The 20767-nt window shown below is 66.4% G+C and carries 11 protein-coding genes and 1 pseudogene; 6 read left to right on the top strand and 6 right to left on the bottom strand.

What is annotated here, in order from left to right:
* Positions 1–52: 52 nt before the first annotated feature.
* Positions 53–997, bottom strand: a complete 945-nt coding sequence (locus B8W69_RS08520; RefSeq protein WP_085289400.1) for an Rv1486c family protein — start codon at positions 995–997, stop codon at positions 53–55.
* Positions 998–1054: 57 nt separating this feature from the next.
* Between B8W69_RS08520 and B8W69_RS08515 the strand changes: the two genes are divergently transcribed.
* Genes B8W69_RS08515 through B8W69_RS08505 form a run of 3 tightly spaced genes read left to right on the top strand, consistent with a single transcriptional unit; the run spans position 1055 to position 3046 of the window.
* A complete protein-coding gene (locus tag B8W69_RS08515) occupies positions 1055–1492 on the top strand; it encodes an NfeD family protein (RefSeq protein ID WP_085289399.1) in 438 nt (145 codons plus the stop codon).
* Between the two features lie 45 nt (positions 1493–1537).
* Complete coding sequence (locus B8W69_RS08510; RefSeq protein WP_085289398.1) at positions 1538–2680, top strand: SPFH domain-containing protein; 1143 nt, start codon at positions 1538–1540, stop codon at positions 2678–2680.
* A 9-nt stretch (positions 2681–2689) separates the two neighbouring features.
* Positions 2690–3046, top strand: a complete 357-nt coding sequence (locus B8W69_RS08505; protein WP_085289397.1) for a DoxX family protein — start codon at positions 2690–2692, stop codon at positions 3044–3046.
* Here B8W69_RS08505 and B8W69_RS08500 read toward each other — a convergent pair.
* The 3 genes and pseudogenes from B8W69_RS08500 to B8W69_RS08490 all read right to left on the bottom strand — a co-directional run bounded on the left by B8W69_RS08500 (position 3043) and on the right by B8W69_RS08490 (position 14211).
* The gene (locus tag B8W69_RS08500) at positions 3043–3459 is read right to left on the bottom strand and encodes a nitroreductase family deazaflavin-dependent oxidoreductase (protein ID WP_110881874.1); all 417 of its coding nucleotides are present in this window, start codon (positions 3457–3459) and stop codon (positions 3043–3045) included. The two genes, B8W69_RS08505 and B8W69_RS08500, sit on opposite strands and share 4 nt — an antisense overlap.
* 216 nt (positions 3460–3675) lie before the next feature.
* The gene (locus B8W69_RS08495; RefSeq protein ID WP_085289519.1) at positions 3676–13956 is read right to left on the bottom strand and encodes a non-ribosomal peptide synthetase; all 10281 of its coding nucleotides are present in this window, start codon (positions 13954–13956) and stop codon (positions 3676–3678) included.
* A gap of 35 nt (positions 13957–13991) precedes the next feature.
* A pseudogene (locus tag B8W69_RS08490) lies at positions 13992–14211 on the bottom strand (MbtH family protein).
* A gap of 510 nt (positions 14212–14721) precedes the next feature.
* Between B8W69_RS08490 and B8W69_RS30550 the strand changes: the two are divergent.
* Positions 14722–15474, top strand: a complete 753-nt coding sequence (locus B8W69_RS30550; RefSeq protein WP_165762578.1) for a 1-aminocyclopropane-1-carboxylate synthase — start codon at positions 14722–14724, stop codon at positions 15472–15474.
* Between the two features lie 359 nt (positions 15475–15833).
* Positions 15834–16877, top strand: coding sequence for a fatty acid desaturase (locus tag B8W69_RS08475; RefSeq protein WP_245843174.1), 1044 nt, complete (start codon positions 15834–15836; stop codon positions 16875–16877).
* A gap of 21 nt (positions 16878–16898) precedes the next feature.
* On the opposite strand, the gene B8W69_RS08470 is transcribed toward B8W69_RS08475, so the two are convergent.
* Together B8W69_RS08470 and B8W69_RS08465 are read right to left on the bottom strand one after the other, a co-directional pair.
* Positions 16899–17876, bottom strand: a complete 978-nt coding sequence (locus tag B8W69_RS08470) for a chymotrypsin family serine protease (protein WP_085289392.1) — start codon at positions 17874–17876, stop codon at positions 16899–16901.
* Between the two features lie 65 nt (positions 17877–17941).
* Positions 17942–18709: a TVP38/TMEM64 family protein gene (locus B8W69_RS08465; protein ID WP_085289391.1), complete on the bottom strand. Its 768-nt coding sequence runs from the start codon at positions 18707–18709 to the stop codon at positions 17942–17944.
* 180 nt (positions 18710–18889) lie between these two features.
* Here B8W69_RS08465 and mutA point away from each other — a divergent pair, with 180 nt between their 5' ends.
* Positions 18890–20767: a methylmalonyl-CoA mutase small subunit gene (gene mutA / locus B8W69_RS08460; protein WP_085289390.1), complete on the top strand. Its 1878-nt coding sequence runs from the start codon at positions 18890–18892 to the stop codon at positions 20765–20767.

The following is a 20767-nucleotide window of genomic DNA, read 5'->3' as shown; positions in this document are numbered from 1 at the left end:
CGGCGATCGCGAGCGCGGCGGAGCCGGGCGAAGCGGGTCGGTGCCATCAGGATCAATCGCCCCAGGCGGAATGCAGGATCGCGGTCACGGCCGCCATCCGCGCCGTACGCACCACGGCGGTCAGCGGTCGCAGCGCATCGCTGGCGATGCGCGCCTCCGACGATGACTGCGTTCCCAGCGGTTCCGGGCCGGCGGCGACGGGCGCGGTGAAACGGTCCGGAGAGTCGGATCGGCTCAGCCCCGCGCTGACCGCGATGATGGCGTCGACGTGCGCGGCGTTCTCCAGCACCCGCAGCGCACGCGTCGGCGCGTGGTCGGGAATGCGGTGTTGCCGTGCGGATTCCAGTAGCTGCTCGACCAGCCCGCGCGGGTCGTCCACGTCGGAGGCCGCGGCACCCAGCCCGATCGCGCCCAGCGCGTCGGCGGCCGAGCGCACGGCCGAGCGCAGCGTGTACTCGGCGTCGCCGAGCTCGTGGTGGTCCAGCACCGGCGCGGCGGGCAGCGAGTACACCGTCCAGGTCAGCGCGCACAACTCCGCCAGCCGCGTCTCGTAGTCGTCGGGCGCGTCCTCGTCGTCCTCGTAGGAGAATTCGGGCACCAGACCGACGGCGGCGGCGGGGTTGCGGGGATTGGCGATGATGACCGCCTCGCCGGCGGCCAGGGCGTCGCGCTCGAATTGCGTTCCGGGGGTTAGCCCGCGCACATCGCCGGGCACCGGCAAAACCACGTTGATCGTCCCGCGCATCAGGCTGATCGCATCCGGCGTCGAGGTCGGCCGGCCGATCGCGGCACGCAATGTCTGCAGCAACGTGACCGTCCCGGCGTCGTGCACGTCGGGCCAGGGCAGCCCGGTATGGCCCGCGGCGACGGCATCATACGCGGTCACCGATTGCTTTGGCGCCCAAACGGATAACGCGTCCAGGACATCGTCGGGCGCGGCCTTTCCGGCGAGCCAGGCATTGGCCCACAGGGACAGCGAAACACTGGGACACCACACGAGAACGCAGTGTAGTTGTTTTGCCCGGCAAAGGCGGATCACGCGTATTCTTGCCGCATGGCCGCCGCGGTGCTTTGGCTAATATTCGCGCTGGTGCTGGCCGGTGCGGAGGCACTTACCGGCCATTTGTTTTTGGTGATGCTCGGTGGGGGCGCACTGGCCGCCTCGCTAACCAGTTGGCTGACCGGCTGGCCGGTGTGGGCGAACGGCGCGGTGTTTCTGGTCGTCTCGGTGCTGCTGCTGGTGCTGGTTCGTCCGCCGCTGAAGCGACGGCTGACGCCGGCCGGGATGCCGCGCTTGGGAATCGAGGCGCTGCAGGGCAAGACCGCGCTGGTGCTCGAGCGGGTCGCACGCGACGAGGGCCAGGTGAAACTCGACGGCCAGGTGTGGACGGCGCGCCCGCTCAACGACGGCGAGGTCTACGAACCCGGTGAGCCGGTCACCGTCATGCAGATCGACGGGGCCACCGCGGTGGTGTTCAAGAGCAGTCTGTAGCGGCGGCGAGACAAAGCTGCCAAGGACTGAGAGAGAGGAAGTCCGATGCAAGGTGCGGTTGCTGGTTTGGTGCTGCTGGCCGTCTTGGTGATCTTCGCCATCGTGGTGGTGGCCAAGTCGGTGGCACTGATACCTCAGGCAGAGGCGGCGGTGATCGAACGGCTGGGGCGATACAGCCGCACGGTCAGTGGGCAACTGACGCTGTTGGTGCCGTTCATCGATCGGGTTCGCGCCCGGGTTGATCTGCGCGAGCGGGTGGTGTCGTTCCCGCCGCAGCCGGTGATCACCGAGGACAACCTGACCCTCAACATCGACACGGTTGTCTACTTCCAGGTCACCGTGCCCCAGGCGGCCGTCTACGAGATCAGCAACTACATCGTCGGCGTGGAGCAGCTCACCACCACGACGCTGCGCAACGTCGTCGGCGGCATGACGCTCGAGCAGACGCTGACGTCGCGCGACCAGATCAACGGGCAGCTGCGCGGCGTGCTCGACGAGGCGACCGGCCGCTGGGGATTGCGGGTCGCCCGCGTCGAATTGCGCAGCATCGACCCGCCGCCGTCGATCCAGGCGTCGATGGAAAAGCAGATGAAGGCCGACCGTGAGAAGCGGGCGATGATCCTGACCGCCGAAGGTATGCGCGAGGCGGCGATCAAGGAGGCCGAGGGCCAGAAGCAGGCGCAGATTCTGGCCGCCGAGGGCGCCAAGCAGGCCGCGATCCTGGCCGCCGAGGCCGAGCGGCAGTCCCGGATGCTGCGCGCGCAGGGGGAACGCGCCGCGGCCTACCTGCAGGCGCAGGGGCAGGCCAAGGCGATCGAGAAGACGTTCGCCGCGATCAAGGCCGGCCGGCCCACCCCCGAGATGCTGGCCTACCAGTATTTGCAGACGCTGCCGGAGATGGCGCGCGGCGACGCCAACAAGGTGTGGGTGGTGCCCAGCGACTTCAACGCGGCGTTGCAGGGGTTCACCAAGCTGTTGGGAACCCCGGGCCAGGACGGGGTGTTCCGCTTCCAGCCGTCACCCGTCGACCCGGCTGACCAGGCGCCGAGGCACCAGGCTGACGACGACGCCGATGTCGCCGACTGGTTCTCCACCGAAACCGACCCCGCCATCGCCCAGGCGGTGGCCAAGGCGGAGGCGATAGCGCGCCAGCCCGCGGACGGCGCGGCGGGGGAGCTGACTCCCTAGGATTAGTGCATGAGTGTGTTGACTTCCCCGAAGACCTACGTGGCGCTCGGCGTGTTCCACGCCGTCGACGCGGTGGCGTGCGGTGTCCAGGTGGCCCCGATCAAGAAGGTCCTTGATGACGTGGGCGTCCCGGAGAACATCCGGCCCGTGCTGCCGGCGGTGAAGGCGGCCGCCGCGGTCGGTCTGCTGTCGGTCCACCGCTTTCCTGCGCTGGCGCGGCTGACGACGGCGATGCTGACGTTGTACTTCGTGCTGGCGGTCGGCGCGCACGTTCGGGTGCGCGACAAGGTCGTCAACGGCCTTCCGGCCGCGCTGTTTTTGGCGCTGGTCGCCGCGATGACGATCAAGGGGCCGGACCAGAACTAATCGAGGCGCAACTCGACCAGCGGCAGCGGGGTATCGGTGTCGGTGATCGGGACGCCGAGCGTCTGCTCCAGCACCGGGCGCATGCGTTCCCACGCCTTGGGGTGACGTGTTCGGTAGGCGGCCAGGGTGCGATCGGCCTCCGGTGTGGTCAGCACCCGCGCGACGGCGGTTCTGGGCGCGTGGCTGCCGGCGTACACCCGCACCCGCGGGTTGGCTTCAATGTTGCGGAACCACTGGGCTTTTCGACCGAAACCCGAGGCGACGACGTAGGTGCCGGGCGGGGAGTGGTCGACGACCTCCAGCGCCGCGTAACGCGGCAGTCCCGACTTGCGGCCGACGTGCTCGAGCAACAGGATGCGCGAACCGAACAACGCGCCCGCGCGGGCTTTGTAGATCCATATCGGGGCGCGCATGAGGCGGCGGGACCGCAGCAGCCGTCCGGCCAGGCTGGCGACGCCGGTGGGGAACCGGCGGGCTCCGCTGTTGTCCGATGTCATGCGGTCTCCACGGGCGTCGGGATAACGGAGACGGTACTGGGGCGACAGGCTCAGTTGTCAGGGATGCGGCGTGGGGGACGCGGGCGCTGGCGTGTGGCCACGGCGGCGCCATCGGCCGTCCCGCGCGGACGGTCATGATTGCTCGTCCAGATCTGCGGTCATGGCTACCAGCACGCGCCGGAACCGTTCGACCAGCTTTTCGATTCTGGCTGCAGTGAACACTTCAGTGTCGAATTCGACGCGTAGAACCAGTTCGTGGCCTGGCACGGCTTGTACCGAAAGCGGGTAGTGATTGTATTCGCGACTGGTGAAGCCTTTTATGTTCAACTCGTCGACGGCCGATAACGCGGCGGTGGCCATCGGGTAGTTCTCGTATACGAACAATGTGTCGAATAACTGGTCGTGCCCCGTCACCCGGTGGATCTCGTTCAGGGCCAGGTGCTGGTGGTCAAGAGTCTTGGCGTAGGCGCTTTGCAGCTGGTCAAGCAGGATGGCGGTGGTCGTCTCCGCGCCGATGGTCGCCCGCACCGGGACCGTGTTGATCAACAGACCGACCATCGATTCCGCGCCCGCCAAGTCGGGTGGCCGCCCCGACACCGCTGTGCCGAACACCACATCGTGCTGGCCGGTCAGCCATGTCAGCAGCAGCGCCCACGCGGCCTGCAAGACGGTGCTGACCGTGGTGCGGTACGAGCGCGCCAGCTCGCCCAACGCCTGCGTGGTCTCCGCGGACACCTGGAACGACTCCGTACCGCGCAGACCGAGCGCTGGGCGCCCAACGGGTCCCACCAGGCTGGGAGTGTCGAACCCGTCGAGGACCTCACGCCATGCTGTCCGAGCAGCGCCACGATCTTGTTCGGACAGCCACGTGACAAAGCTGCGATAGGACGGGGCGGCGGGCAACTGCACGCCGTAATAGCTGGCGAAGATTTCCTGCAGCAGGATCGGCTTCGACCAACCGTCGAGCACGATGTGGTGGTTGGTGAGCACGAACCGATACAGATCGTCTGCGGTGCGGATCAGGGCAGCCCGGAAGGGCGGCTGGCCGGCAAGGTCGCAGACCGCGACGCGTTCGGCGGTGCACAGCTGCTGTACCTGTTCCTCGACATCAGCATCTGCCGAGCTCAGCTCGACGTACTGCCACGCCGGCGCCGGATCGGCCGGCATGACCTGCACCGGTTCACCGAAGTCTTCGCAGAAACCGGCCACCACGTTCGGGTGGCGGGCGACGACGGCGTGCACCGCCTCGCGCAAGCGCTGCGGGTCAAGGGCACCACTCACGGTGATGTCGAGCTGCACCGCATACAAGTCGGCACTGCCCTGCCCGCTGCCGGTGTAGTACAGCAGGCCCTGCTGCAGCGGGGTGAGGGGCAACACATCGGCGATACGGTACTGCCGCGCCAGCTTGTCGAGGTCCTGCTGAGTGACACGGGCCGGTGCGATGTCGGACGGGGTCAAGCCGCCCCCGCCGCGGCGCACGTGCGCGCAGATGCCGGTCAGCGCGTCGAACCACAGCTCGCTGAGCCGGCTGACCTGCTTGTCATGCAGCGCCGAGCGCGCCCAGGTCCAGTTGGCCTGCAGCTGGGGGCCGGCCTCGGTGTCCATGGTGCCGGCATTGAGCTCCACGGTATGCGCCAGCGGCATCTGCACTGCACCCGCGGCGCCGCCCAGCGAGAAACTGTTCTCGCTGAGCCGCCACAACTCACTGCCGAGCTCGGCCGCACCACCCAGACGGCCTAGGTAGTTGAAGCCGATCACGGGGTCGGACCCACCCAGATCAAAGTCAGAGGCGAGGTAGCGCAGCAGCCCGTAGGTCAGACCGTCGGGCAGGGCGCGCAGCTGCTCCTTGGCGTCCTTGATCAGAGCGCCCAGTGCATCCTCACCCGCCGTCACCTGTTCCCAGGACAGGCCGCCGACCGGCCCCCCGAATTTGAGGGCCACCGGGTACTTGGTGGTGAACCAGCCCACCGTGCGCGACAAGTCGACGTGCGGGGCCAGCTCCTCCTGGCGGCCGTGGCCCTCCACGTCGATGCCGATAGGGGTGCTGGTGCTCAAGAGTTGCGTCCATGCCAGGCCGAACGCGATCAGCAATATGTCTTGAACCCCGGCACGAAATGCCGCCGGGGCCTCACCAAGCAGCTGGCGGGTCGTCTCGACATCCAGCGATACCGACAGTTGGCCCGCGCTGACGTAGGTGTCCTCCGGCTGTACCGGCGGTAACGCGGCCGGGATTGCCGCCACCTGACGCCACGCCTCGGCCTGGGCCATCACGTCTGCGCTCTGCGCGTACTCGGCCAACAGCGACGACCACCGGGCAAACGACGTCCCGGGCGCCGGCAGCGCCACCGGCTGGCCACTGCGATGCTGGGCCCACGCGATATTGATGTCTTCCAACAGGATTCGCCACGACACGCCATCGATGGACAGGTGGTGAATGATCAACGCCAACTGGCTCGTCGACTCGGCCCACACCGCGCGCAGCATTGCCCCGACGCCCGGGTTGAGCCGTGACCGGGCCGCCACCAACGCTTCTGCCGACAGCGTGTCGACGGTATCCACGCAGCCGGCGGCATCTACTGTCCCCACTTCGGACGCCCACAACAACCAGCCGCCGGCGCCGTCATCGTCGACGCGCAGCCGCAACGTGGCGTGCCGGTCCAGCAACGACTGCAGGACCACCACCGCGTCGGCCTGCGCGACACCTGCGGGAGCTTGCAACACCATCGTCTGGTTGAACTGCTCGACCGCACCCTCGACGCTGTGCAGCCAGCGCATGATCGGGGTGGCCACCACTGACCCGGTGCCTTCGTCGACCAGGCCGCCCTCGCCATCGACGACCACCGTGGCGACCTGCGCGAGGCGCGCCACCGTCTGTTCGACGAAAACGTCACGCGGACGGCACATTACGCCGGCAGCGCGGGCACGGGCCACGACTTGCATCGACAGGATGCTGTCCCCGCCCAGATCGAAGAACGAGTCATCGACACCGATCCGCTGCACACCCAATACCTGGGCATAGATGCCGGCCAGGATTTCCTCGACCGCGCTGGATGGAGCGCGGTAATGGTCCACATCCCGGTATTCGGGTGCCGGCAGGGCGCGGACGTCGAGTTTGCCGTTGACCGTCAATGGCAGCGCCTCGAGCACGACGACCGCGACCGGCACCATGTAGGTCGGCAACCGGTCACCCAATTGGGTGCGGATCTCAGCCGGGTCGGCGGTCCCGGTGATGTAGCCCACCAGCCGCTTGTCGCCGGGACGGTCCTCGCGCGCGATCACCGCCGCATGATCGACACCGTCCAGCCCGGTGAGGGCCGCCTGGATCTCACCGAGCTCGATGCGATACCCGCGGATCTTGACCTGCTCATCAGCACGCCCGACGTAACGCAGCTGACCATCGGCGCCCCACGACACCAAATCCCCGGTGCGATACATGCGTGAACCCGGTTGTCCGAACGGGCACGCCACAAACCGCGTCGAGCTCAACCCGGGCCTGCCCACATACCCGGCGGCCAGCCCGCCACCGGCCACATACAGCTCGCCGACCAGCCCGGTGGGCACCTGACGCAGCCACCCGTCGAGCACGTAGAAGGCAAGGTGGGCCAACGGCACCCCGATGGGGCTGGCATTGCTGTCGAGGTCGCCGTCGACGATCTCGCGGAACGAGGCGTGCACCGTCGTCTCGGTGATGCCATACATATTGATCAGACGCGGCAGTCCCGGGTGGTGGTTCAGCCAGGTCGCCAGACGGTTGGGTTCGAGCGCCTCGCCACCGAACACCACCGACTGCAACTTCAGCTGCTGTCCCAGTTCCGGGGAGAGCCCATCGGCGGCCTGTAGCGCATAAAACGCTGACGGCGTCTGGCTCAACACACTGACCTGTTCACGAACCAGCAAGGCGTGCAACTCCTCTGGCGAACGCACCACCGAATCGGGCACCACCACCAACCGCCCGCCATACAACAGTGCGCCAAAGATTTCCCACACCGAGAAGTCAAACGCCAACGAATGACACTGCGTCCACACCTGGCCCAACGTCAACTGGGCGTCCAACGAATCCAGCAACCAGGTGACGTTGTGATGAGACACTGCAACGCCTTTGGGCGTTCCGGTGGTACCCGATGTATAAATGACGTAAGCGATGTTCTCGGTCGCCACCGCAGGCAGCGCGGTCTCGGGCTGAGTCGTCAGCGCGGGGTCGTCGATGTCGATGAGGGGCAAGCCAGACCGCTCCAGCCGTGACCGCACGTCCGCGGTGGTGACCACCGCGATAGGCGCGCAATCGCCCAACACGAACTCCATCCGCGCCGCGGGTACCGTCGGATCGATCGGCACGTACGCCGCCCCGGTCTTGAGCACCGCCAAGATCGCCATCACCGCTTCGGCCGACCGCGGGATCACCACCGCCACCCGCTGACCGGGACCCGCGCCCCGCCCAGTAAGCATGTGCGCCAACCGGTTTGCCGATTCCTCAACGTCGCGGTAGGTCCACGAGCGCTCGCCGCAGGTGATTGCGACCGCCTCCGCGGCGCGAGCCACCTGTGCGGCGAACAACTCCGGAATCGATGCCTGTCCGCTTGGCCGTTGGGCCAACACCGCCCGGTTCCCCCACGCATCGAGTCGCTCATGCTCGGCAGCGTCGAGCAGATCGAGAGACGACAACCGCCGCGCGGGATCGGCGATCATTGCCACCAGCACCCGCTGTAACCGGTCGATCAGCGTGGCAATGGCCGCACGGTTAAAAGCGGCTGTGTCGAATTCGACGCGAAGGCTCAGTTCGTGGCCGGGCGTCGCTACCACCGAAAGCGGGTAGTGGTTGAACTCGCGGACGTCAAACTCGGTAACTGTCAGGTCATTCGCGCCCAACAGGGCGGCGGGGTCGACCGGATAGTTCTCGTACAGGAAGAGCGTGTCGAACAGCTGATCGTGACCGGTGACGCGGTGGATCTCGGGCAGAGCCAGATGCTCGTGTTCGAGCGTGTCGTTATGGATGCGCTGCAGCTGCTCCAGCAGATCGACGACTGTGGTCCCGGCGGTGGTGGTGGCCCGCACCGGCACGGTATTGATCATCAGGCCCACAATGGATTCCGAGCCGATCAGCTCGCTCGGCCTACCCGAGACCGCGGTGCCGAACGCCACATCATGCTGACCGGTCAACCACATCAGCAGCTGCGCCCATGCGCCCTGCAGGACGGTGCTCACGGTGGTGTGGCATGAGCGGGCCAGCTCGGTGAGGGCCGCTGTGGTGTCGTCGGACACCCGGAAGGATGCGACGTCTCGCCGCGCTATCTGGCCAGGAGTGCCCACCAATGTCGGGGACTCGAAACCCGCCATTACGCCGCGCCAAACCCCTTGCGCCACAATGTGATCCTGCCCGTGCAGCCAGGTGACAAAGCTGCGGTACGACGGAGCCGCGGGCAGCCGCTCGCCGTGGTAACTGCCGAACATCTCCTGCATCAGGATTGGCAGCGACCAGCCATCGGCCACGATGTGGTGAATGGTGAGCACGAAGCGGTACCGGTCTGCTGCGGTGCGGATCAACGCCACCCGGAACGTCGGCTGCTTGTCAACCAGGTCGCAGACCGCGGCGCGCTCCGCGGCACACAGTCGCTGGACCTGCTGATCTGGGTCGCCGTCCGCTGGGTCCAATTCAACGTCCTGCCACGCGAGCACCGGGTTGGCGGGGATGACCTGCACCGGCTCATCGAAGTCTTGGCAGAACCGGGCCACCAGGTTGGGATGCCGGTTGACGACCGTCTGCACGGCCTCGCGCAGGCGGTGCGCATCGAGGGCGCCGTTGACCGTGATAACGAGCTGCACGGTGTACAGGTCGTCCAGACCCGGAGCGAAGCTGGTGTGGAACAGCAGACCCTGCTGCACCGGGGTGAGCGGCAGCACGTCCAAGACGTCGCCCTGCGAGCAGAGTTCGTCGATCTGCTGCTGGCTGAGGCGGGCGGGGGCGATATCGGACGGAGTGAGCCCACCCCCACCGGCTTTCACGTGCGCGCAGATGCCGGCCAGAGCCTCAAACCACAATTGGCTCAGCCGGCTGACCTGCTCGTCATTCAGCGCCGAGGGCGCCCATGTCCAGTTCGCCTGCAGGTGCGGCCCGGCCTCGGTGTCGATGGTGCCGGCATTGAGCTCCACCGTGTGCGCCAACTGAAGGGGCACCGCCGCAGCCACGCCCGCAAACGACAGACTCTCGTCGTTGATCCGCCACAAGTCGCCGGGCAGGTCGGCTCCCGCACCCAGACGGCCCAGGTAGTTGAACCCGATCGTCGGGTCAGGCCCACCGAGATCGACCTCGGGGTTCAGGTAGCGCAACAGACCATAGGTCAGCGGATCGGGCAGGGCGCGCAGCTGCTCCTTAGCGTCCTTGATCAGAGCGCCCAGTGCGGCCTCACCGGCGACCACCTCCGCCCACGACAGGGCACCGACCGTCAACGCGACCGGATATTTGGTGGTGAACCAGCCCACCGTGCGCGACAGGTCCACATAGGGAGCGAGCTCCTCGTGGCGACCGTGGCCCTCGACGGCGATGCCGATCGGCGCACCCACGCCCAGACCGAGAAACTCCGCGAACGCCAGCCCGAAGGCGATCAGCAATATGTCGCCGACCCCGGCGTGGAACGCGGCCGGCACCTCACCCAGCAGCAGGCGGGTTGTCTCGACATCCAGCGACGCCGACGTCTGCCCGGCGGTCTGAAAAGTATCCACCCCGGGTTGCACCGTCGGCAGCGCGGCCGGTATTGCCGCCACCTTTCCCCACGTCTCGGCCTGCGCCACTACCTCGGCGCGGCGCGCATGCGCAGCAAGCAGCGCCGACCACCGCGCAAACGACGTCCCGCCGGCGGGCAATGCCACGGGCTGGCCGGCGTGGTGCTGTGCCCAGGCGATGTTGAGGTCCTCCAATAGGATTCGCCACGACACCCCGTCCACGGCCAGGTGATGAATGATCAGTGCCAGCTGGCCGGTGGAAGTCGCCCACACCGCGCTGAGCATCAGTCCCTCCGCCGGGTTCAACTGCGTCCGGGCCTGCACCAGCGCCTCATCCGACAACACATCGACGCTATGCAGGCATCCGCCCGCGTCCACCGACCCAGCTTCGGGTGCCTCCAGCGACCAGCCGTCGGCGCCGTCATCATCGATGCGCAGCCGCAACGCGGCATGCCGATCGAGCAACGCCTGCAGGACGACCGCAACGTCGGCCTCAGTCACCCCCGCCGGGGCGGCCACCACCAAGGTCTGGTTGAACTCGTCGATCGGGCCCTCGAGGCTGTGCAACCAACGCATGATCGGGGTGGCCACCACCGGGCCGATGCCCTCGTCGACGACGCCGGCCTCACCATCGGCCACCGTCGCGACCCGCGCGAGTCGCGCCACCGTTTGTTGGACGAAAAGATCACGCGGACGGAACATCACGCCGGCCGCCCGGGCGCGGGCCACGACTTGCATCGACAAGATGCTGTCGCCGCCGAGGTCAAGGAACGAGTCGTCGACTCCGACTCGCTCCATCCCGAGGACTTGGGCGTAGATGTCGGCCAGGATTTCTTCGACCGCGTCGGCCGGGGCCCGGTACTCACCGGCGGTGTACTCCGGTGCGGGCAAGGCGCGCTTGTGGAGCTTTCCGCTGGCCGTCAGTGGGATTGCCGGCAGCACCACCACCGCGGCGGGGACCATGTAGGCCGGCATCCGATCGGCCAATGCGGTGCGGATCTCGGTCGGGTCGGCGGTGCCTGTGATGTAACCCACCAGCCGCTTGTCGCCGGGGCGGTCCTCGCGGACGATGACCGCCGCCTGCGCCACGCCGTCCAGCGCGGCGAGAGCCGACTGGATCTCCCCGAGTTCGATGCGGTACCCGCGGATCTTGACCTGCTCATCGGCGCGGCCCAGGTGTCGCAGCTGCCCATCCGCACCCCAGGACACCAGGTCGCCGGTGCGATACATGCGTGTCCCGGCGGCCCCGAACGGGCACGCCACGAACCGCGACGCGGTCAAACCCGCGCGACGCACATATCCGAGGCCCACGCCGCGGCCGGCCAGATACAGTTCGCCGACCACACCGGGAGGCACCCGCTGTAACCAGTTGTCCAGCACAAACATCGCCGCCCCGGGTATCGGCGACCCGATCGGCACCAGCCCTGGCCCCGGCGTCAGGGGCGTACTCAGCGACGCACACACCGTCGCCTCGGTCGGACCGTAGGCATTGATCATCACCCGCCCGGGTGCCGCCCACCGATCTACCAAGTTGGGCGGGCAGACCTCACCGCCCACCACCAACGCCGTCTTCTCCAACCCCTCCGGTGACAGCATCGCCACGGCCGACGGCGTTTGAGTCAGCACGCTGACCTGTTCCGCGAGAAGCAACGCGTGGAAATCTTCCGGGAAGCCCACCACCGACTCGGGCACCACCAACAGTCGCCTGCCCCGCAGCAGCGCCCCCCAGATATCCCACACCGACAAGTCGAAGGCGGAGGAGTGGCACTGCGCCCACACCCCCCCGGGCGGCAGGCGCTCGTCGAGCGCCTCGATCAGCCAGGTGACGTTGTGGTGCGCGATGGCTACGCCTTTGGGTGTCCCGGTGGTGCCCGAGGTGTAGATGATGTAAGCGACGTTTTCGGGGGCCGGCATTGGAAGGGCGGTGCCGGGTTGGGCCTCGATGGCGGGATCGTGGGCATCGACGACCATCAGAGCGGAGCCGTCCAGCCGCGAGCGCAGTTCGGCCGTGGTGATCACAGCGGCCGGTGCGGCGTCGGCAAGCATGAACTTGGTCCGCGACGACGCGTGCGCCGGGTCGATCGGCACATACGCCGCCCCGGTCTTGAGCACCGCCAGCATCGCCACGATCGCGTCCGCACACCGGGGGAAAAACAGCGCCACACACTGTCCCGGGCCAACCCCATGACCGACCAGAAAATGCGCCAGCCGGTTCGCGGCCTCATCGAGTCCCCGATACGTCAGGGAGCGGCCGTCGAAGGTCACCGCTACCGCGTCGGGAGCGCGCTCGGCATGCTCGGCGAACACCACCGGAATCGACACCGGCGCGGTTTCCGGCTGGGTTAACGCCGCGCGATGCGACCACCCGTCCAGCCGGGCGTTCTCCTCCTCATCGAGGATTTCGATCGACGAGATCGGCCGCTTCGGATCGGCGGCCATTTTGACCAGCACCTGCTCCAGACGTGCCGCCAGGTAGGAGACGTCAAAGCTCGCAAACGGCTGTCCGGCGCCCGCCGTGCTGAGAAACAGCTGGTCACCGACCCCAAGGAGGAAGAGCGCGAAGTGCCCGACGGGGCCGTTGGCGGTGTATGTCGCCGTTGCCGGAACGCCACCAAGCTCCAGGGTCAACCGGGCCGGGATGAAATTGACACCTACCCGATTCGCTGCCTGTCTCAGGCCGCGAACGCCGCCTTCACCGTCGAGCTGATGCACCGGAAACCGCTGATGCTTCAGCAATTCCCGTATCTGTGTGTCAACGTGCTGACAAAAATCGGCGACCGTCGTCTCCGGTGGTGTCTGCAGGACCAGCGGCACAACCCCGGCGAGCATCCCCGGCAGCGTCTTCGACTCGGGGCGCACTCGCCGGCTGACCGGGAAATCGAGCGCCACCTCCGAGCCGCCTCCCGACCATGCATGCACCAAGAGCGCGCATGCCGCTGTGGTGACCGAATAGCGGCGGATACGCAGCCTTTTCGACAGCTGTTGCATGCTGCCGATGGCGGACGGATCCAACTGAACTGACGCCGACGGCGCACACGGATCCCGGTCGAAGTTGGTTTGCGGCGGCACGTACTCCTGTCCGCCGTCCGGCGGAAGGTTCTTGTGCCAGTACGCTTCGTCTTCCAGATAATCGGTGGACGCTTCGTACCCCGACTCGAGATCAACCAGATCCTGCACCGACCCGAAATAGGCGTCAGTAACCGGAGATCCAGCGACCATCGCCGAATAGATGGCTGCCACCCGACGGCTCACCAGCGCCATGCCCAATCCGTCTATGGCGATGTGGTGGCAGCAGGCGAATAAATAGAATTCCTCGGCCTGCGTTCGGAACAGGACGAAGTTGAATAACTGGCCGTTCAACGCCATCGGCGTGCGCTGCACGGAGGAAGCCCTCCGTCGGACTTCCTCCACCGGATCGGGTGAGCCGGTCAGGTCATGAAACCCGACCTCGAGATGCGGGCAGTCGATCGGCCTTTGGACCACCTGGCCATCAATCTCAAAGAATGAAGCCCTGGCCGGTTCGGCCTCCGTCACCGCTTGGCGGATCGCCCGCTCCAGGACATCACGGCGTATGGCGCCCTCGATCTTTATCAACAGGCCGAGCTGCCACTGCGTACCGGCATAGCCGGATTCCTGCGAGAGCCAGATGTCTCGTTGTCCGCGTGTCAGCGGCAGCGCCAGGTCCTCACGCCCCATCGACTCCACCCACACCCCCATGCCCCGAGTGGTTACTAGATCACAACCCTGCCCCGTCGCCAGCTGTCGCGCAGGCACTTCGGCGGAATGTCCGGCCAACCCTGCTCGATGTAATCCAGGCATGCAGCGGGGTCGGCTTCCCCATTGGCCACCCCCCACGCAACTGCAACATCGGCGAAGGCCGGCCAAAGGCCGTGTAGCTCTTCATCGTTCACCAAGACGAAAGGTGCCGTTCTCGTCGTCGAATGGACTGATGCTCCAAACGAATCTTCAAGGTACTAGTGGACATGCGCCCTCAATTCGGTTTTCGCGACGCTTGGCAGGCGTGAAAATTTGGGTCGGGTCGCGTGCCGACACAGATGTTTTCTGGCCTCCGACATCCTGGGAGCCTCCGGGCACCGCGGCCAACGCCGAACCGTCAGCACGCATCGAGGGTGCAATACGCCTGATTTCCCGCCAGATTGAGTACCTCGCAACGGTTTTGTGCGTGACCCCGGGTTAATCGGCTCGTCGTCGCGTCGAGCATCGCCGCGATGGCCGCGCCCGCACGCAAAGGCACCACCTGCGGTGCCGGGCCAGACTGGGAAGCAACACCGCCCGCCACATATCGCTCTTTGCCAGCGCGCGGCGCGGCGCACGGTTAAACTGTTTCGATTTGGAGGGGTTTACACACTGCCAGCTACGCGCATGATCTCGGGCGATCAACGTAAGCGGGGTGCCGGTAGGACGCGAGTGTCGAGTTTTTCCTTTGGGGGAGGTGCGACAATGAAACGACGATCGGACTACGTTTTCACTGAACTGAGCCATCACACGGATGACTGCGTGGGGGTAGTACAACAGTACCTTGATTTCCTTGTCCAAGGCGACGGCCGAAAAGCTCATTGTCCATTCACCAAGACGATGCTGGAAAAGCGCCAGTTCTTCTATGACATAAGCGATCTGCTCCTGCAGAAAGAGGAATTCTTCCGGGCAATCGCGGAGATGCGTGAATTTCATGCTCGGCATTCTGACCGTTATTTGGTTGTCGGGGTCGCATATCAGAATGAGGAAAACTTCATAGAAGCGGTCGCCAAACAAGGCGAAGTGTGGCGGCAGGAATTGAGGCTTGAGCTCATATCTGCTGGTCTGACGATCGCTTGGACGCATCCGAAAAATCCAATCGGCACCCATACGGATCGGGACAAACCTCTCGAACCTCTCTGGGTAAGCGATATTCCGCTTCTCATGCTCCGAAACCTCGACAAGGGTGATGAGCCGTTCATGCTGAGCACTGACTCCAAGCGAGCGTTCGTGCTGGGTATGAGGTATCACGAAACGATACCAATCGAAATACATCCTGACACGACAAGTCCGCAGCTGGAACCACACTATAAGCTGAGCGCTCTGGCGAATGTGATGAATGATGTTCGGCTTTCCACCGTCAGGTCGGTGACCGCCGATTTGACCGGAAACCTTATGACGGTATTGAAAAGCGGAAAAACCTGCGAGCATGCGTGGAATCCCGAACTACCGGTGTAGGAGGTAGCGCAAGATGCCCGACCTTCCGAGGCCCGGGCCTGTCAAGCGACCAGTCGTCGAAGTCTACCCCCGGTGAACATCCTGTTAATCCAGGCGAACAATTTACGGCATTGCAACTTTCAGGAGCTGGAGAGGGACCCGACAAGGCCGCGGCTGCAAGCAGGTTGAAAGCGCACCGGCGCTTAACCGCGTGGGTTCGCATGCATGGACGAGCGCACAACCGCATCAATCCGTCCACCACAGGGGGAAATCGACAAATAGGCTTAACGCTAAATGCGTATTGATAAGCGCAGGCAAACAGGGGGATGCCACATGGTTTTCTATGGAGTGTGTGGGCGTCGCGGTCGTAGCCGGGGGCCGTGGTGACAAGTATCGAAATGCCTGCCGCCACCGAGCAAAGGTCACAGGGCGCCTGCAAGGTGGCCGCAATCCCGAGAGGCTTCCCAGCTCCCAGGTTCGCCCGGCCGACCATAGCGGTGCCGACGGTGCTGGTCTGGCTTGGATCGTTCGTTGCGTGGTGCGCGGCGACGGCAGCGGTCGTCTGCGGAGTGAGTCATTGGTGGTTGGTGGTCACCATCGTCGTTCAAAGTCTCGTAACGTTTTTCATCTTCAGCGTGTTGCACGAATCGATTCACTACAACGTCGGCCGGCCAAAGTGGATCAACCAGGTCTTCGGCCGCTTGTCGATGCCGTTCGTCTCGCTGTTCGGAACCTTTCCCATGCTCGCGTATGCGCATCTCGCGCACCACCGCAATACCAACGAAAGCATCCACGACGATCCGGACGCGTGGAGTATCACGGGCCCGCGTTGGCAGCTTCCGTTGCGCTGGTTGACGATCGATGCCTGGTATTGCCGCTTTTACCTAGTGCGCCTGCGTCGGCGTCCGCGTAAGGAGGCCGTGGGATTTGGCATACACCTCACACTGGCCCTTGCCTTCGTAACCGCCATCCTGATTCTCGGCTATGGGCGAGAGCTGGTGCTCATCTATTTCATCCCACAGCGGATCGGCATGGGCATCCTCGCGTGGTGGTTTGACTGGCTGCCTCATCACGGCCTTGCTACGGCAAAGACCGACCGATTCCGGGTCACCCGAGTTCGGGTTGGCTGGGAGCGCGTTCTATGTGTGTTGTTGATGTATCAGAACTATCACTTGGTCCACCACACCCGTCCGGGGATCCCGTTTTACCTTTACACCAAGGCATGGAGGGCCGGAGAAGCCGGCTATCTGGACCGAAACGTGCCGATCAGCACCGCGTGGGGCCGGGAAATGACGCCTTCGGAGTACCGCACCTGGCGGGAGGGCAGGTCGCCGCAACGTGAATGCGGATCGCAGCGTTCGCATCGCGGAGATCGGTGGGTAGCGGTTCGGCAGCGGTCAGGGGTTGCCTCAAGCCGTTTCTGACGACATCGCGAGGCAAGGTTGTCAGCGCGGGGAAGCCGGCGCGGTCACGGCCGTCAGGCGCCACTTGTCCAGCCAGGGCCGCACCAACTCGGCGACGGAGAATTTCGCCCGCGCCGCGCACCCGGCTTTGGGAATCTTGGGGTCGCCGCCGCGGATGAGGATGCCGACGGCGCTGACGGTGCCGTCCTTTTCGTACAGATACACCGGGCCGCCCGAATCGCCGCACTGGCCGCTCGCCAGGAACACGACCTTGCTGCCGGTGATCTGCACGATCTGTCCGCAGGCGTCCGCGCCGGAGCCCATGCCGAATTTGCACAGCTGCTGGCCGAGCCGCAGGTTGGTGGCGACACCGCTGACCGCCAACGACGAGGCGATCGCCGAGGACTGGGGAACGTTGTCACCGTCCAGCGTGATCAGGCCGATGTCGTGCTGTTCGTCGTGGACTCCCTCGCTGACCGTCTCGGTGAACGTGCCCAGGGTCGCGTAGGGCAACACGCCGCCCAGGTTCATCGTCACCTTGCTGCGTTCCCCGGGGCGGTTGCAGTGCCCGGCGGTGAGGATCCCGGCCCTGCCGCCGCTGGTGTGCACCAAAAACCCTGCGGTACAGCCCATTCCGCCGGAGCCGTCAGCGTAGTCGACGTAGATTCCGGCACCGGGGCCCGCGGCGCTGGCGGCGGGCAGATCGATGGGCGCCAGGACGGGCGGCGGAGACGGCGCCGCCTGCTGCGCCGGAGTGGCGGTCTCGGGGAACAAGCAGACCGCCGCCACCAGGGCGGCGATGCTGCACACCAGCGCAAGGCCGAGCAACGAGGTGTGGATCTTGGCGCGGCGTGGCTGCACGGCCAAGCCGGCGAACAGGCTCCTCTTCGGCTTGCGACGCCGCTCGCCCGGACCGGGCAGGAAGCCCATCACGGCCAGCACCGCCAACACCAGGGCGCTCAGCGGCAGCGCGACGGCACGAGTTGGCGGGTACGGCGTCCCCCAGCTCGCGATCTCCATCGCGTACACCTCTCCATTAGACCGATCTTTGGCGCACCGCGCGGCGGTCTGAACGAAGTTGGTGATCAGCTGATGGCGGCCGGTTCGGGGGAGTGCTCGTCGTCGAGGTGACGGTGCGCGCGGCGGTGGTGCCGGCGGAAGTGCCGGATCTCGATGATCAGCCCCGCCAGTCCCAGCGCGCTCGTGACCGCCGACACCAGATACAGCAGTGCGCTGATGTGTCCGGCGAGCGCATCGCCGAGAACCACCACGGCGGTGGTGCCGGGCAGCAACCCGACCAGAGTCGCCACCGCGTAGGGCAGCACCCGCACGCTCGACGCGCCCGCGGCGTAGTTGAGCGCGGAGAACGGCACCGCGGGAATCAGCCGCAGCGAGAGGATGGCCAGCCAGCCCCGTTGTCGCAGGCGCTCTTCCACGGTTTCGATGGATCGGTGGCGCACCAGGCGGTTCAGCCGCCACCCGGCCGCTCGCACCAACAGCAGGGCGATCATCGCGCTGGCGGTGCTGGCGACCACCGCGATGGCGACGCCCAGCAGCGGGCCGAACAGCAGCCCGGCCGCCAGTGTGAATGCCGTGCGCGGAATGGGCACCACCGTCACGACGATGTGGGCGACCAAGAACGCCAGCGGAAACCACGGTCCGACGGACTGCGCCCAGTCGCGCATCTGCACCGGCGAGGGCAGCGGCAGCCACGACGCCAGCACCACCAACGCTGTGATGCCCACCACTGTCCAGACGATCCGCGACCGGGACACGCCTCGCGCGGCGACGCCGATGGCGCAGCCGAGATCGCGGAGCGTGTCGGTGATTTTGCTGGTGGCGGAACCCGTCACGCCTTCCTAGGGTACGGGGCGCAGACGAATAAGCCGTTTCCCGAGGCTGGCGTTTCACCGGGAATCGGGCCTGCTCGCCGCACCTGGCGGTTTTTAGCGACGAGCGGTCATCAATTAGCCTCAGTAGCTAAGTGGTATCCCCAGAGCTGTAGCCCAAATGCTGGGAAAAGGGAGCAATCGGTGTCCATTGATGTACCCGAGCTCGACGACCTGGAGCAGGTTCGCGGGCGTTGGCGCAGTGCGGTCGCCGGAGTGCTGGCTAAAAGCACCCGGAAGGACCCCGAGCAGTTGGGGGACGCGCCCGAGCGGCTGCTGGAAACCCCGACGTATGACGGGATTGCGGTCCGCGCGCTCTACACCGCGCTCGATGAACTGCCGGAACCGCCGCTGCCGGGCGAGTGGCCTTTTGTGCGCGGCGGCGACGCGCTGCGCGACGTCAAGTCCGGCTGGAAGGTCGCCGAGGCCTTCCCGGCCACCCCGGTGCCCGGCGTCGCGGCCAAGGACGTCAACTCCGCGGTGCTCGACGCGCTCGGCAACGGGGCCGGCGCCCTGGTCCTGCGGATCGGGGAGTCGGGCGTGGCGCCCGATCAGCTCGCGGACACGCTCGAGGGTGTCTACCTGAGCATGGCGCCGCTGATCCTCGAGGCCGGTGCCGATTACCCGGCGGCCAGCGACGCGATGCTGGCGGTGGCGGACGGTGTGGAACCCGACCAGCGCGCCACGCTGTCGATCGACCTGGGCGGCGACCCGCTGAGCGCGGCCCTGAGCGAGCGGCCCGCGCCGAACATCGACGACGTGGTCGCCGTGGCCAAGCGGGCCGCCGAGCACACCGGCGTGCGCGCGATCACCGTCGACGGGCCCGCGTTCCACAACCTCGGTGCCAACGCGACGTGGGAGCTGGCGGCCAGTGTCGCGGCCGCGGTGAGTTACCTGCGGGTGCTCACCGAATCGGGGTTGTCGATCGGCCAGGCGTTGCGGCAGATCAGCTTCCGGTTCGCCGCCGATGACGACCAGTTCATGACCATCGCCAAGTTCCGTGCGGCGCGCAACCTGTGGGCGCGGGTCGCCGAGGTCGTCGGCGACCCGGATGCCGGCGCGGCCGTCATCCATGCCGAGACATCGCTACCGATGATGACTCAGCGTGACCCGTGGGTGAACATGCTGCGCTGCACCCTGGCCGCCTTCGGCGCCGGTGTCGGTGGCGCCGACTCCCTGCTGGTGTTCCCGTTCGACGTCGCGATCGACGGCGGATTCCCAGACGTCGCAACGAGTTTCGCCCGCCGCATCGCCCGCAACACGCAACTGCTGCTTCTCGAGGAGTCGCACGTGGGCCGCGTGCTGGACCCGGCCGGTGGCTCGTGGTTCGTCGAGGACCTCACTCAACGCCTGGCCGAGCAGGCCTGGGAACAGTTCCAGGCCATCGAGAAGCACGGCGGATTCACGCAAGCCCGCGACTTCATCGCCGGGCAGATCGCCGAGGTGGCCGCACGCCGCACCGACGACATCGCGCACCGTAGGACCGCGATCACCGGCGTCAACGAATTCCCGAACCTCACCGAAGCGCCGCTGCCGCAAAGCGACTCGACGTATTCGCCGCTCGCCGCCGGGAAACTGGTGCGCTACGCCGCGGAGTTCGAGGCGCTGCGGGACCGGTCGGACGCCTACCTGGCCCGCACCGGCTCCCGCCCGCAGGTGCTGTTGTTGCCGCTGGGGCCGTTGGCCGAGAACAACATCCGCGCCACGTTCGCCTCGAACCTGCTGGCGTCCGGCGGCATCGAGGCGATCAACCCCGGAACCGTCGACGCCGACGGCATCGCGTCGGCGGTGGCCGACGCGGGGTCACCATCGGCGGCGGTCATCTGTGGCACCGACAAGCGCTACCAGGATGAGGCGTCCGACGTCGTACAGGCGGCCCGCGGCGCCGGAATCACGCGGGTCTATCTGGCCGGCCCCGACAAGGCCGTTGCCGACGCCGAGCACCAACCGGACCAATTCCTGACCGCGAAAATCAATGCGGTCGAAGCTTTGTCGGATCTCCTCACGAGGCTGGGGGCGTAG

It is taken from the genome of Mycolicibacterium vulneris (genome assembly GCF_002104765.1).
GTDB classification, from domain to species: Bacteria; Actinomycetota; Actinomycetes; order Mycobacteriales; family Mycobacteriaceae; genus Mycobacterium; species Mycobacterium vulneris.
The sequence above is the reverse complement of the archived record's forward strand: the minus strand, read 5'-3'. Positions and strand labels throughout refer to the sequence as shown.

Excerpts from the sequence above, each read along its gene's own strand:
- B8W69_RS08470 (WP_085289392.1), bottom strand. The coding sequence starts at position 17,876 with ATGGAGATCGCGAGCTGGGGGACGCCGTACCCGCCAACTCGTGCCGTC.
- B8W69_RS08495 (WP_085289519.1), bottom strand. The coding sequence starts at position 13,956 with ATGGGGCGTGAGGACCTGGCGCTGCCGCTGACACGCGGACAACGAGAC.
- B8W69_RS08515 (WP_085289399.1), top strand. The coding sequence starts at position 1,055 with ATGGCCGCCGCGGTGCTTTGGCTAATATTCGCGCTGGTGCTGGCCGGT.
- B8W69_RS30550 (WP_165762578.1), top strand. The coding sequence starts at position 14,722 with ATGAAACGACGATCGGACTACGTTTTCACTGAACTGAGCCATCACACG.
- B8W69_RS08510 (WP_085289398.1), top strand. The coding sequence starts at position 1,538 with ATGCAAGGTGCGGTTGCTGGTTTGGTGCTGCTGGCCGTCTTGGTGATC.
- B8W69_RS08500 (WP_110881874.1), bottom strand. The coding sequence starts at position 3,459 with ATGCGCGCCCCGATATGGATCTACAAAGCCCGCGCGGGCGCGTTGTTC.
- B8W69_RS08505 (WP_085289397.1), top strand. The coding sequence starts at position 2,690 with ATGAGTGTGTTGACTTCCCCGAAGACCTACGTGGCGCTCGGCGTGTTC.